Raw genomic sequence first — 13,442 nt, forward strand, 5'->3', positions numbered from 1 at the left:
GAGCGGGCGCCTTCCCTTCTGTTCGCATCATGCCAGCAACATTTCTTTGACCTCCTGTCAGGGAGAGGTGGCCCCATGGTTCAGCTGCTGCTCAATAACTGGCACCTTAAACTGCTGTCGCTGACCTTTGCCTTCATGCTGTGGCTGTTTGTCATGGGTGAGCAGAATGCCGAGCAGGGCTATCTGGTGCCACTGGAGCTGAAGAATCTGCCGGCGGATTTTATCGTTGCCAACGAGGTGCCCAATCTGGTCGATGTGCGCATCAGCGGGCCGCGGACGCTGTTGTCCAATATCCAGGTGTCGAATCTGAGCCTGTCCGTCGATCTGCGCGATGCCCAGCCAGGCATTACGACCTTCCGTCGGCTGGAAGATCGCTTGCAATTGCCGCGCAACCTGAAGATAACCCGTCTGTCGCCTTCCTATGTTGATGTTAAGCTGGAACGTCTGCGTCGCAAGACGGTGCCGATACGGCTGGTGTTCAGCAGCGGTTTGCCTGAAGGGTTTGTTATCGAACAGGTGCTGGCGCGGCCGGATCGGGCGACCGTGGAAGGGGCTGAAAGCGAGATGAAGACGGTTTCGGAGGTCGAAACCGAAATGGTGGATTTAAGTCGTGTCCGGGAAAGTTTTTCCCTGTCGGTGCCCCTGAGCTATCAGGGAACCTACAGCCGGCTGGTCGAACCTCGGGCGGTGGATGCCGAGGTGCGGGTGCAGCCCCTGCCGGCGCCGGAGCCCGGTCCTGCTGTTGAGCCGCCGCCGGCGGCACCGGAAAACCCTGCCGTACTCCAGGATGAGCTGTCATGAAAAAAAAGATTTTTGGCACCGATGGTGTTCGTGGTGTTGCCAACAAGTATCCGATGACGGCGGAGATGGCTATGAAGCTCGGTCGTGCCGTCGCCTATCTGTCCAAGGCGGCTGACAAGCGCCGTCGCATCGTCATTGGCAAGGATACGCGGCTGTCGGGTTACATGATCGAGAACGCGCTCGCGGCGGGAATCTGCTCCATGGGTGTTGATGTTCAGCTGGTTGGCCCACTGCCGACGCCCGGCATCGCTTTTATCACCAGTTCCATGCGGGCCGACGCCGGTGTCGTAATATCGGCGTCTCACAATCCCTATCAGGATAACGGTATCAAGTTCTTCTCCGCCGACGGTCTCAAGCTGCCGGATGCGGTGGAACTGCAGATGGAGGAGCTGCTGTTTTCTGATGAACTGGATCTGTTGCGGCCAACGGCGGCGGAGGTTGGCCGGGCCTTTCGTATCGCCGATGCTGGCGGACGTTATATCGTTTTTCTGAAGAACACCTTCCCGCGCGATCTTGATCTGCGTGGCCTGCGCATCGTGGTGGATTGCGCCCATGGCGCGGCTTATCGGGTGGCGCCAGCCGTGTTCGAAGAGCTGGGTGCTCAGGTGGTGGCACTTGGTGTGACGCCTGATGGCACCAACATCAACGCCGGTTGCGGTTCCCTTTACCCGCAGCAGCTTGCCAAAGCTGTGCGCGACTACCGGGCCGATGTGGGCGTTGCCCTTGATGGTGACGCTGACCGGGTGATTTTCGTCGATGAACAGGGCGAGGAGGTGGATGGCGATCATATCATGGCCATCTGCGCGCGCCATCTTAAGGAAACGGGCCAGCTGGCCAAGCAGACCCTGGTGGCTACGGTGATGAGTAATATGGGCCTTGATATTGCTATGCGTTCCTGTGGCGTGTCGGTGGTCAAAACGGCTGTGGGTGATCGCTATGTGGTCGAAGCCATGTTGCGCCATGGCTATAATTTTGGCGGCGAGCAGTCGGGGCATCTGGTGTTCTTCGATCACATTACCACGGGCGACGGAATTCTGTCGGCGCTGCAGGTTCTGGCCATCATGCGTCGGCAGCAGCAGCCCCTGTCCGAGCTGGCTCGCATCATGACCGCCCTGCCTCAGGTGCTGGTCAATGTGCGGGTGCGGGAGAAGACCGATCTGGCGACCGTAGCACCGCTCAAGGCGTTGCTGCAGGACTGTGAGGCGCGCCTGGGCGAAAGCGGTCGCTTGCTGATCCGTTATTCCGGCACTGAACCGCTGCTGCGGATCATGGTTGAAGGCCCGAGCCAGCGGGAGATTCAGGCCATGGCAGATGAGATTGCCGATGCCGTGGTCCGGCATCTGGGCCGCGGCGACGAGGAGAACAACGGATGAGTCGTTTGAGTGTCAATGTCGATCATGTGGCTACTCTGCGTCAGGCGCGCGGTGGCCGCGAACCACAACCCTTGACAGCGGCTTTGCTGGCCCAGCTGGGGGGTGCCGATGGAATTACCGTACACCTGCGGGAAGATCGCCGACATATTCAGGACGTGGATGTCAGCCTGTTGCGCCAGCAGATTGATCTGCCACTGAACCTGGAAATGGCCGCGACGGCAGAAATGGTTGCCATCGCCTGTCACGTCGGCCCCGATCTTGCTACTCTGGTGCCGGAGAAGCGGCAGGAACTGACCACCGAGGGAGGTCTCGATGTGGCGTCTCAGCCGCAACTTAAGGATCGTATCGCGGTGCTGCAGCAGGCCGGAATCCGGGTGAGTCTGTTTATCGATGCCGATCCGCGCCAGATTGAACTGGCCGCCGAGGTTGGCGCCGATATCATCGAGATCCACACCGGAGTCTACTGCAACGCCGGCAGTGAAGGCGCGCGTGCGGCCGAGCTGGTCCGGATGCGCCAGGCCATCCGGCAGGCGCGCGGCCTGGGGCTGCAGGTTAGTGCCGGTCATGGGCTGAATTACCAGAACGTCGCCGCCGTTGCCGCCTTGGGCGAGATCAGCGAGTTCAATATCGGCCACAGCATTGTTGCCCGAGCCGTGTTGGTGGGAATGGAACGGGCGGTGCGCGAGATGAAGTCCCTGCTGCAGGAACGCTGATGGCGCTTGCCGGACTGGGAACCGATGTTGTTGCCGTGGCGCGTTTTGTCCGTCTGCTCGAACAGCGTTCCGCCGTGCTGGAGCGGCTGTTCACACCGGCGGAGCGGGCCTATGCCCTGCCGCGCCGGCAGGCGGCGCAACACTTGGCGGCGCGCTTTGCGGCCAAGGAAGCGTTTCTCAAGGCCTTGGGGCTTGGTCTGCGGGATGGCCTGACGTGGCAAGACATCGAGGTGCGGCGCGATGCTCTGGGGGCGCCGACACTGGTCTTGGCCGGTCGTGCTGCCGAACTATTTACTGCCCGCGGCCTGCGGTTCTGTCACCTGTCCTACAGCCACGAGCGAGATTATGCGATAGCCACGGTTATTCTGGAGGGCCCATGAAGCTGGTGACAGCCGAACAGATGCGGGAGATGGATCGCCAGGCTATCGAGGACTATGGTATCGAGGGCCTGGTGCTGATGGAAAATGCTGGACGCGGAGCGGCTGCCGTGTTGCAGCGGCGCTACGCCGAACGTTATCCCGGGCCGCTGCTGATTCTGTGCGGCAAGGGCAACAATGGCGGGGATGGTTATGTCATGGCGCGTCACCTGCAGGCCTGGGGCTGGCAGGTGCGCCTGCTGGCGCTGGCGGCCCCGCAGCGTCTGCGGGGAGCGGCGGGTCATAACGCCGCCATTGCCAGCCGCTGTGGTCTGCCATTGCTGGTCGCCGAGGACGAGGCGGCCCTGACGCGCTTGCTGCAGCAGCAGAACGATTGCCGGTTGCTGGTGGATGCTATCTTTGGCAATGGCATGACGGCGCCGGCCCGAGGGCATTATCGCCAGGCCCTGCGCTGGCTCAATGCCAGCGGGGTGCCGGTGTTTGCTGTTGATATGCCGTCCGGTATTGATGCGACCAGTGGAGCGGTGCTGGAAGAGGCGGTGCGGGCCGACTGTTCGGCCAGTTTTGCCTGCGCCAAAATCGGGCAGGTTAGTATGCCCGCTGCCGCTTATGGCGGTGCGCTGGAGGTTGTTGATATCGGGATGCCGGCGGTGTTGCAGGCGGCCGTGCCCGCTCGTCTGTGCCTGGTTGAGGCCGCTGACGCCCAGGCGCTGTTGCCGCGGCGGACGTCAGACAGTCATAAGGGCGTCTGCGGCCACAGCCTGCTGCTGGCCGGAATGTCTGGAACCTGCGGCGCGGCCCGCCTCTGTGCCGAAGGCGCATTGCGCGGTGGCAGCGGGCTGGTGACGCTGGCGGCACCCGCTATTGCACAGGCGCAGCTGACGGCTCTGGCCGCCGAGGTGATGACCTTCACGGTGCCAGCGAGTAAGGATTGGGAGCCTTTTGATGGTGACCAGCTGTCAGGGCTGCTGGCCGGCAAGAATGCTGTGGCGGTAGGGCCAGGTATTGGCTGGACGCCCGCCAGTGGCCTGTTGCTGAAGCGTCTGTTGGGATGTTGTCATGTGCCCCTGGTCGTTGATGCCGATGGCCTCAATGTGTTGAGCCAGCGGCCGGAGTTGCTACAGGGCTCGCGCCCCGCAGCCCTTGTGCTGACGCCGCATCCCGGTGAAATGGCGCGGCTGACTGGCCTGACGGTTGCCCAGATCCAGCAGGATCGCTGTGGTGTGGCCAGCGCTTTTGCCCGTCGTCACCAGTTGGTCCTCGTTCTTAAGGGGGCTCGCACGGTTATCGCAGCAGCCGATGGCCGGGTCTGGCTCAACGGTACCGGTAATGCGGGCATGGCCAGTGGCGGCATGGGTGATGTGTTGACCGGTCTTGTCGCGGCGCTGTTGGCCCAGGGGCTGGCGCCATTTGAAGCGGCCGTGCTGGCCGTCTACCTGCATGGCGCCGCTGCCGATCTTTGCGCCACGACCGGGGCCGTTGGCTATGGTGCCATGGCCGTAGCTCGGGCGCTGCCGCAAGCCCGTCAGAATTTACAGACAGCCGGCATCCCGAGGCCGGAAGGAGGTTCATGATGCTGTATGCCCAGGATATTATGACGCGCGATGTTATTGTCGTGCGGGAAGACACCAGCTTGCAGGACTTTGCCCGTCAGTTGCAGCAACACCGGGTCAGCGCCATGCCGGTGGTTGATGGCGAAGGCCATCTGGTTGGAATCATTTCGGCAACCGATCTGGTGGAGCGTGACCAGCCGTTGCATCTGCCAACGGTGGTTTCGCTGTTTGATTGGGTGCTGTATCTGGAAAGCGAAAAGAAATTTGCCGAGCAGGTACGCCGCCTGACGGCAGAGACGGTTGGTGAGCTGTGTCAGCGTCAGGTGATCAGTTGCGGGCCGCTGACACCGGTCAGTGAGGTGGCAGCCCTGATGACCCGTAACCGTATTCATCTGGTGCCAGTGGTGGAGGAAGGGCGCCTGCTGGGGGTGGTGGCGCGTTTCGACATTATTCGTACGCTGGAGTAGCGGGTGCGGCTCTGCTGTCTTGTCAGCAACAGCCCGGCGCAGACCGGACAGATTGGCTGGCAGCTCGGTCAGTGGCTGGACGCGCCCTGCCGGATTCTGCTGCAAGGGGATCTCGGTTGCGGTAAAACCTGTCTGGCAACAGCGCTGGCTCGCGGCTTGGGCGTGCCGCCCCAGCAGCCGGTGGCCAGCCCGACCTATACCCTGATGAACAGCTATCAGGGGCGGCTGCCGCTGTATCATTTTGATCTGTATCGTCTGGCCGGCGCGGAGGAACTTGAAGACCTCGGCTTTGATGAGTTTCTTTATGCAAACGGCGTTTCTCTGGTTGAATGGCCTGATCGTGATCCACGTCTGCAAAAGGATGCTTTGCGTATTCAGTTGCGCTGGCTGGAGTCCGAAAGTCGTGAGCTGTCTTTTTTTGCCGATACCCTCTTTCAACAGCAACATGCCGTTTTATGTCACCGAATCCGGACGCTGGCCGGGTTGGTGCCGCCCGACCGATAAAATGCTTTGACCGCGTTTTCAAATCTTGTTACAACCTGCTGTGCCGCCCGCCGGCCGCGCTGCTGCGGGAGGTTAGCGGATAAGCCTTCAGGGAGGACCTTCAACAATGGCTCTGGTCGTACAGAAATACGGTGGAACATCCGTCGGAACAATTGAAAAGATTCGTAATGTCGCCCAGCGGGTGGCACGCACCTATGATGAAGGAAACGACGTTGTGGTGATCGTTTCCGCCATGGCGGGTGAAACCAACAAGCTGGTCGATCTGGCCAACGCGATGTGCGAGTTTCCTAACGAGCGCGAGTATGATGTGCTGGTCTCCACCGGTGAGCAGGTGACCATCGCGCTGCTATCCATGTGTCTGCAGTCCATGGGCTATAAAGCCAAGAGTTATCTTGGCCCTCAGATTCCCATCAAGACCGATAGCGCCTTTTCGCGTGCTCGCATTCTTGAAATCGGCGAGGAGAACATTCGCGAGGATCTCAAGGGCGGCACCATTGTGGTGGTGGCCGGTTTTCAGGGCGTGGACAGTGAGGGCAACATCACCACCCTTGGCCGAGGTGGTAGCGATACCTCGGCGGTAGCTGTGGCAGCCGGACTCAAGGCAGATGTCTGCGAGATCTACACCGATGTCGATGGCGTCTACACCACCGACCCGCGCATTGTCAGTGATGCCAGCAAGATCGAGAAGATCTCCTACGAGGAAATGCTCGAAATGGCTTCGCTGGGGGCCAAGGTGCTGCAGATCCGCTCGGTCGAATTCGCCAAGAAATACGATGTGGTTATTCATGTTCGTTCCAGTTTTAACGACAATCCCGGCACGCTGGTGATGAAGGAGGATGCAGAGATGGAGACCGTACTGGTTTCAGGTGTGACCTACAACAAGGACGAAGCGAAGATTTCCGTGATGCGGGTACCCGACAAGCCCGGTATCGCTGCCAGGATTTTCTCCCCGCTGTCTGAAGCCAACATCAGCGTCGACATGATCATTCAGAATGTGTCCACCCAGGGCATGACCGACCTGACTTTTACCGTGCCTCGTACCGACCTGAAAAAGGCTCTCAAGATTATTGAGGAAGCGGCGCAGGGTATTGGTGCTGCCGGTGTGACCTCGGATGATAAGGTCGCCAAGGTTTCGATCGTCGGTGTCGGTATGCGCTCCCATTCCGGCGTGGCCAGCAAGATGTTTAATGCCTTGAGTGCCGAAGGCGTCAACATCCTGATGATTTCCACCAGTGAAATCAAAATTTCCTGCGTCATTGAGGACAAATATACCGAACTGGCGGTGCGAGTGCTGCACGATGCCTTTGGTTTGGGCAACGCCAGCTGATCGGCGAGCCACAGGAGAGAACTGATGAAGTCGGTAATGCTGTATGACACGACCCTGCGGGATGGTACCCAGGCCGAGGATATCTCCTTTTTAGTCAGCGACAAGATTCGCATTGCCCAGAAGCTTGATGAACTGGGGGTGCATTATATTGAAGGTGGCTGGCCTGGCTCGAACCCGAAGGACATCGCGTTTTTTCAGGAGATCAAGAACGTCAGGCTCTCCCAGGCCAAGATAGCGGCCTTCGGCTCGACCCGGCGGGCCAAAACCACGCCGGAGCAGGATAACAACATTCAGACGCTGTTGCAGGCAGCACCCGACGTTGTGACCATCTTTGGCAAGACCTGGGATTTTCATGTTCACGAAGCGTTGCGCATCTCGCTGGAAGAAAATCTGGAGCTGATCTACGATTCGCTGGCCTATCTCAAGCAGAATGTTGGCGAGGTGATCTACGATGCCGAACATTTCTTTGATGGTTACAAGGCCAATCCTGAATATGCACTGAAAACGCTTCTGACAGCTCAGCAGGCCGGGGTGGACTGCATTGTCCTGTGTGACACCAATGGCGGCACACTGCCGCACGAATTGCCGGAGATCATCAAGGCGGTGCAGGCGCAGATTCAGACGCCGCTGGGTATTCACGCCCACAACGACAGTGAATGTGCTGTAGCCAATTCGCTGATGGCGGTGGCTTGCGGTGCCGTGCATGTCCAGGGTACTCTCAATGGCTTTGGTGAGCGCTGTGGCAATGCCAACCTGTGCTCTGTTATCCCGGCGCTGAAGCTGAAGATGAATTGCGACGGTGTCAGCGACGAGCAGCTGCGCAGCCTGCGGCTGGTTTCACGACATGTTTACGAACTGGCCAATCTGGTGCCCAACAAACATCAGCCCTATGTTGGCAACTCGGCCTTTGCCCACAAGGGCGGGGTGCATGTCTCGGCCATCCAGCGCCATCCGGAGACCTATGAACATATCCGGCCGGAGCAGGTCGGCAATGCCACACGGGTACTGGTATCGGATCTGTCGGGTCGCGCCAACATTCTGGCCAAGGCCGAGCAGTTTAATATCAATCTCGACAGCAAGGATCCGCTGACCCTGGAAATTCTTGAGCAGATCAAGGAACTTGAAAACCAGGGTTATCAGTTTGAAGGCGCTGAGGCCTCATTTGAACTGCTGATGCGCAAGGCTCTTGGCAATCTGCGCAATTTCTTCTCGGTAATTGGTTTCCGTGTCATCGATACCAAGCAAAAGGAAGGTGACAAGCCTCTGTCGGAGGCCACGGTCAAGATCAAGGTCGGTGGCCGGATCGAGCATACCGCGGCGGAGGGCGAGGGGCCAGTCAATGCTCTCGATAATGCCTTGCGCAAGGCCTTGGAGCATTTCTATCCCCAGCTGCGCGAAATGCGTTTGTACGACTACAAGGTGCGGGTGTTGCCGGCTGGCAAGGGCACTGCATCGGTGACACGGGTGCTGATCGAATCTGGTGATGGTCTCAATCGCTGGGGCACGGTTGGTGTCAGTGACAACATTATTGATGCCTCGTACCATGCGTTGACGGACGCTTTTCAATATAAACTGAATAAGGATATGGCCTGAGCGCCCATGCGCCTGCTGCGCCGCCCCGGCAGTCTGCTGCTGTTGCTGGCCTGCTTGGTTCTTATTTGTCTGACCCGGCCGGTCGCGATTGCGCCGGTCGGGTTTTTTTCGTCTGAGCCCAGCGTTTCTCACCGCTGGGTCGAGGTAGAGGGTCCCAAGGGCCGTCATGTCTATGACGTCTCCTCTGCGAGTGGCGTCAATTTGCTGGCGAACGATCTTTCTCTCTGCTCTGGGCGCTTGATTCGACAGCTGCAGGATTGGCCATCGGCCGCCGCCTTGCGTTATGATCCGCAAACAGGCTGTTTTTACAGGCAGCATGATCGTGACTGGTTACGCGCCGGTCAGCGCATGGCACTGGCTATCGCTCTGGAACCGGACGCCATGGGATTGTCTGACTGGCCGGATCTACCCGGTGTCGGACCAAGGCTCGCTCAGCGTATTGAAAACGACCGTCATGAAAATGGCGATTTCTCCGCCTTCCACTGCTTGAAGCGGGTTCCCGGTATCGGTCCACGCACACTGGAACGGCTGGCGCCTTTTTTCGCTACCGATGGCAATCTGGCCAACTGATGGAATTTTAGCAGGTTTGATCGCCTGGCCGACGGGTTTGATGAAATAATCGTTACGGGATGGATGACATTTTCTGCGGACAGACAGGATTGGCATTTTTTGTGAATAATCCGCAAACCATGATTTGTGCACAGCATCTTGCCCTGATTGGTGAAGGAGGAGATCATGAAGTGCCCTAAATGCAAAGGTCGGATGTATTCAGAGAAGTATTTCGATTTTGTTCGTTCGTTCCAGGCGTGGAAATGCAGTTGCTGCGGTGAATTGCTGGATTCGACCATCGTCGCTAACCGGGCGCGCAACAACAATCACTATTTGGGGTGACACCCGTTCGGCGCCTTGGTGCCGTTGCATAATTGTCCGAACGCAAAGGCCAGTGCACAGCTGGCCTTTTTTGCGTTCGGATGCGTTATCTGGTTATGGATCAAGGCTTCTGTTCCGGCGCTGTCCGCGCTATGATAGAGCGATGGAAAAACAGAGTCCTCTAACCGGAGAGGCCCCGCCTATGGCTGAACTGATAGCGCTGCCTGTTGAACAACTCCGATGGCGTTGTTGCCCGCAGCAGTTTGAATTTGAGGATACGACCGCGCTGGAACTGCTGCATGAGCCGATCGGCCAGGAGCGCGCCCGAACCGCCATTGAGTTTGCACTGGGCATGGAGGCGGATGGGTTCAATCTGTTTCTGGTAGGTTCCAGCGGGACAGGACGTTCATCGGCTATCCGCCACCTGTTGACGCAGATGGCGGCGACACAGCCGTCGCCTGTGGACTGGTGTTATGTCCATGATCTTGAAGGGGGTGCCAGGCCGCGCAGTTTTTCCTTGCCAGCCGGGGTGGGACATCGCCTGCAGGAGGCCCTGGCGGCTGCGGTACGGCGTCTGGCCGAAGAGATCCCGAAGATTTTTACCGGCAAGGAATACGAAGAGAGTAAGGCCCAGATCACAGCCCGGTTCCAGAAAAAACATCGTAAGGTGTTTGAACAGCTGGAAAAAAAGGCATTGCGCAATGGTTTTGTGCTGCAGCGCAGTGTCAGTGGCCTGGTGCTGGTGCCGGCGCGGCAGGGCCAGCCGTTGAGCCAGTCGACCTATGATGCGCTGTCGGAGGAGGATCAGCGGAGCATCGATCAGAAGGGGGCGACGTTGCAGCGTCAGCTCAATGAGGCTCTGACGGCGGTGCGCGATATCGATCTGCAGGCCCGGGTGGCACTGGCGGAAATGGAGAGGCAGCGCGCGTCGCAGGTGGCGCAGGAGCAGTTTGCCCAATTGCGCCAGGATTTTGCCGACCACCCTTGGGTGACAGAACATCTGCAGCGCTGTCAGGCGGATTTGACGGCACATCTGGATCTGTTGCGTCCTGAGACCGCCGTCGAAGAGGTCGTTGATGTGCTTGATGGTGGTGAGGAACGCTTCTGGGATCGCTATCAGATCAATCTGCTGGTCAATAATGCGGCCTGCGCTGGAGCGCCGGTGGTGTTTGAGACCAATCCGACCTACTTCAATCTGTTTGGCCGTATTGAGTATGGCATGCATCAGGGCAACGCCGTCACCAGCTTCATGCGACTGAAGGCCGGCGCGCTGCACCGCGCCAATGGCGGTTATCTGGTGCTGGATGCGCGCGATCTGTTGCTTAACGAGTTTGCTTATGAGGCGCTCAAGCGCAGTATTCGTAACAAACAGATCCGCATCGAAGACATGGCTGAGCAGAGTCGGATACTCGCGATGGCATCGCTTAAACCTGAACCTGTCGCCCTGCGCTGCAAGATTATTCTTATTGGAGATGAGCCGCTGTATGAGCTGCTCTATGCCCAGGACAAGGATTTTCGGCGCTATTTCAAGGTCAAGGCTGATTTCGATGACAGCATGAAGAATACTTGGGATCGGGTTGCCGATTATGCTCGTTTTATTGCAACCCAGTGCCATAAGCACGATTTGCCGCCTTTTGATCGCACGGGGGTGGCCGCCTTTATTGAGCAGGCGGTTCGGTTGGCCCAGGATCAGAACCGTCTGACCAGCCGCTTTCTCGATCTGGCCGATCTGGTGCAGGAAGCCGCCTGGTATGCCCGGCGTCAGCAGCAGTCGCACGTTGCCGCCGAGCAGGTGCAGCTGGCGGTGGCGGCACAACGCTATCGGGGAAACCGGCTGGAAGAGGTGCTGCGCGGCCTGATGGAAAGCGAGGTGCTGCTGCTGGAAACCCAGGGGCACAGCGTTGGCCGAATCAACGGTCTGGCGGTCTATCAGTATGGTGAATATGCTTTTGGCCTGCCGGCCCGCATCAGCGCTACCGTTGCTGCGGGGCGCAGCAGCCTGATCAACATTGAACGAGAAAGCCAGTTGTCGGCGGCCAGCCACGACAAAGGCGTTTTCATTCTGAGTGGCTTTTTTGCTCAGCGTTTCGCTCGTCGTCAGCCGGTGGCCTTCCGGGCATCGCTCTGCTTTGAGCAGTCGTATGGCATTGTCGATGGCGACAGTGCTTCGTTGGCAGAGCTCTACGCTCTGCTGTCGGCTTTGGCTGAACTGCCGTTGCGGCAGGATGTGGCCGTTACCGGTTCGGTCAACCAGTATGGTCAGGTCCAGGCCATTGGTGGAGTGAATGAGAAGATCGAGGGTTTTTTTGCGCTTTGCCAGCTGCGTGGTCTTACCGGCGAGCAGGGCGTGCTGATTCCAGCGGCGAACGTGCAACACCTGATGCTTGATCCGGAGGTGGTTGACGCCTGCCGTAACAGCCGTTTTCATGTCTGGGCCATCGACAACGTCGAGGCCGGCATGCCGCTGCTGTTTGCCTTGGCCGCAACGGAGGTTGAGCAACGGGTTGCTGCCTGTCTGGAGGATTTCTCTGCCCTGTTGCGTGCTCAGGCTCCGTGGTTGTCCGCCGACGATTAAAAGACCGGATCACGACTGATAATAACGGGTCACAACGTGTTGCGAGGATCGCGACCCCGAAGCTGTGGAAAAGGTATGCGGGACATTTTTATTGGACGCCAGCCCATCTTTGATCGCCAGTTGCGGGTTTATGCCTATGAACTGCTGTACCGTCATGCCCGCGATATGGATCGAGCCGTGATCGCCGATGTGGAGGCTGCCAGTTCAGAGGTGGTAATCAATTCACTGGTTGAGGTCGGCCTCGACCGGCTGGTCGGGGCGCATAAGGCGTTCTGCAATTTTACTCGCGGCTTCCTGCTGCAGGGGGCTTCGCTGCCGTTTGCTACCAGCCAGCTGGTGGTCGAGGTGCTGGAAACCGTCAGCCCCGAACCCGTGGTGCTTGAGGCCATTCGTCGGCTGGCCCGTGGTGGTCATATCATTGCACTGGATGATTTTGTCTTGAGCGAGGGGCTCGCGCCATTGGTGGAACTGGCTGATATTGTCAAAATCGACATTCTGGTACTCAGCCGCGCCCAGATCGCTTCCCAGGTTCATCGTCTGCGCAAGATCAAGGCTGTCAAGCTGCTGGCCGAAAAGGTTGAAAGCTACGACGATTATATTTATTGTCGGCGCCTGGGCTTTGATTATTTTCAGGGCTTTTTTTTCAGCCGGCCTCAGGTTGTGGCCGGTCGCAAGCTGCCACCGAGTCGCATGGCCATGCTGCGGCTGATGACCGAGTTGCAGCGGCCGGATATCGATCTGGAAACGCTGCAGCAGATCATCGAAACCGATGTTCACCTGAGTGTCAAGCTGCTGCGCCAGATCAATTCGAGTTATTACAGTCTGGTCAGTGAGGTGCGCTCGATTCGCCAGGCGATCGTCTATCTGGGGTTGCAACACATTCGCAACTGGGCCTGCATTGTTGCGATCGGCTCGGTGGATGAAAAACCGCGTGAGCTGATGACAATGTCGTTGGTGCGGGCCAAGATGTGTGAGTTGCTCAGCGATCAGGACAGTAATGATCGACGGGGCGTTTTTTTTACCGTGGGTCTGTTCTCTTTGTTGGACAGTTTGCTGGATGTGCCCATGGCCGAGGTGCTGCAGCACTTGCCCTTGGCGGCCGAGGTGCGCGCTGCCCTGCTGCAGCGCGAAGGGGTGCTGGGGCAGACCTTGCGGCTGGTGGAGGATTACGAGCAGGGCCGCTGGGATCGGTTGGAGCGGGGAGGGAGGAAGGAACGGCAGGTGGCCGAGTCGTATCTTGTGGCACTGGACTGGTCGCGAACGGCTCTTGAGAGCTTGTCTTAAACCTT

Annotated in this window: 12 protein-coding genes; all 12 read left to right on the forward strand. The window is 58.7% G+C overall.

What is annotated here, in order from left to right:
- Positions 1 to 75: 75 nt before the first annotated feature.
- The 12 genes from BLR80_RS03150 to BLR80_RS03210 all read left to right on the forward strand — a co-directional run bounded on the left by BLR80_RS03150 (position 76) and on the right by BLR80_RS03210 (position 13,437).
- Complete coding sequence (locus tag BLR80_RS03150; protein ID WP_092076194.1) at positions 76 to 801, forward strand: CdaR family protein; 726 nt, start codon at positions 76 to 78, stop codon at positions 799 to 801.
- Positions 798 to 2,174, forward strand: a complete 1,377-nt coding sequence (gene glmM, locus BLR80_RS03155) for a phosphoglucosamine mutase (RefSeq protein ID WP_092076196.1) — start codon at positions 798 to 800, stop codon at positions 2,172 to 2,174. Before BLR80_RS03150 ends, glmM begins: the two co-directional genes overlap by 4 nt.
- Positions 2,171 to 2,887 carry a pyridoxine 5'-phosphate synthase gene (locus BLR80_RS03160; RefSeq protein WP_092076198.1) on the forward strand — a complete coding sequence of 239 codons (717 nt, stop codon included), beginning with the start codon at positions 2,171 to 2,173 and terminating at the stop codon, positions 2,885 to 2,887. Before glmM ends, BLR80_RS03160 begins: the two co-directional genes overlap by 4 nt.
- Positions 2,887 to 3,267, forward strand: a complete 381-nt coding sequence (locus BLR80_RS03165; RefSeq protein ID WP_092076200.1) for a holo-ACP synthase — start codon at positions 2,887 to 2,889, stop codon at positions 3,265 to 3,267. The genes BLR80_RS03160 and BLR80_RS03165 overlap by 1 nt, the downstream gene beginning before the upstream one ends.
- Positions 3,264 to 4,838: an NAD(P)H-hydrate dehydratase gene (locus BLR80_RS03170; RefSeq protein ID WP_092076202.1), complete on the forward strand. Its 1,575-nt coding sequence runs from the start codon at positions 3,264 to 3,266 to the stop codon at positions 4,836 to 4,838. The genes BLR80_RS03165 and BLR80_RS03170 overlap by 4 nt, the downstream gene beginning before the upstream one ends.
- Entirely contained in the window at positions 4,835 to 5,284 is a 450-nt protein-coding gene (locus BLR80_RS03175; RefSeq protein ID WP_245691311.1) for a CBS domain-containing protein, read from the forward strand. Before BLR80_RS03170 ends, BLR80_RS03175 begins: the two co-directional genes overlap by 4 nt.
- 3 nt (positions 5,285 to 5,287) lie before the next feature.
- Positions 5,288 to 5,788: a tRNA (adenosine(37)-N6)-threonylcarbamoyltransferase complex ATPase subunit type 1 TsaE gene (tsaE, locus tag BLR80_RS03180; protein WP_092076206.1), complete on the forward strand. Its 501-nt coding sequence runs from the start codon at positions 5,288 to 5,290 to the stop codon at positions 5,786 to 5,788.
- Positions 5,789 to 5,894: 106 nt separating this feature from the next.
- Positions 5,895 to 7,115: an aspartate kinase gene (locus tag BLR80_RS03185; protein ID WP_092076208.1), complete on the forward strand. Its 1,221-nt coding sequence runs from the start codon at positions 5,895 to 5,897 to the stop codon at positions 7,113 to 7,115.
- A gap of 24 nt (positions 7,116 to 7,139) precedes the next feature.
- Positions 7,140 to 8,708, forward strand: a complete 1,569-nt coding sequence (cimA, locus tag BLR80_RS03190) for a citramalate synthase (RefSeq protein ID WP_092076210.1) — start codon at positions 7,140 to 7,142, stop codon at positions 8,706 to 8,708.
- A gap of 6 nt (positions 8,709 to 8,714) precedes the next feature.
- Positions 8,715 to 9,278, forward strand: a complete 564-nt coding sequence (locus BLR80_RS03195; RefSeq protein ID WP_092076212.1) for a ComEA family DNA-binding protein — start codon at positions 8,715 to 8,717, stop codon at positions 9,276 to 9,278.
- Between the two features lie 502 nt (positions 9,279 to 9,780).
- Positions 9,781 to 12,153: a Lon protease family protein gene (locus tag BLR80_RS03205; protein WP_171906292.1), complete on the forward strand. Its 2,373-nt coding sequence runs from the start codon at positions 9,781 to 9,783 to the stop codon at positions 12,151 to 12,153.
- Positions 12,154 to 12,228: 75 nt separating this feature from the next.
- Positions 12,229 to 13,437: an EAL and HDOD domain-containing protein gene (locus BLR80_RS03210; protein WP_092076218.1), complete on the forward strand. Its 1,209-nt coding sequence runs from the start codon at positions 12,229 to 12,231 to the stop codon at positions 13,435 to 13,437.
- Positions 13,438 to 13,442: the final 5 nt, after the last annotated feature.

The organism is Desulfuromonas thiophila (genome assembly GCF_900101955.1).
GTDB lineage: Bacteria > Desulfobacterota > Desulfuromonadia > Desulfuromonadales > Desulfuromonadaceae > Pseudodesulfuromonas > Pseudodesulfuromonas thiophila.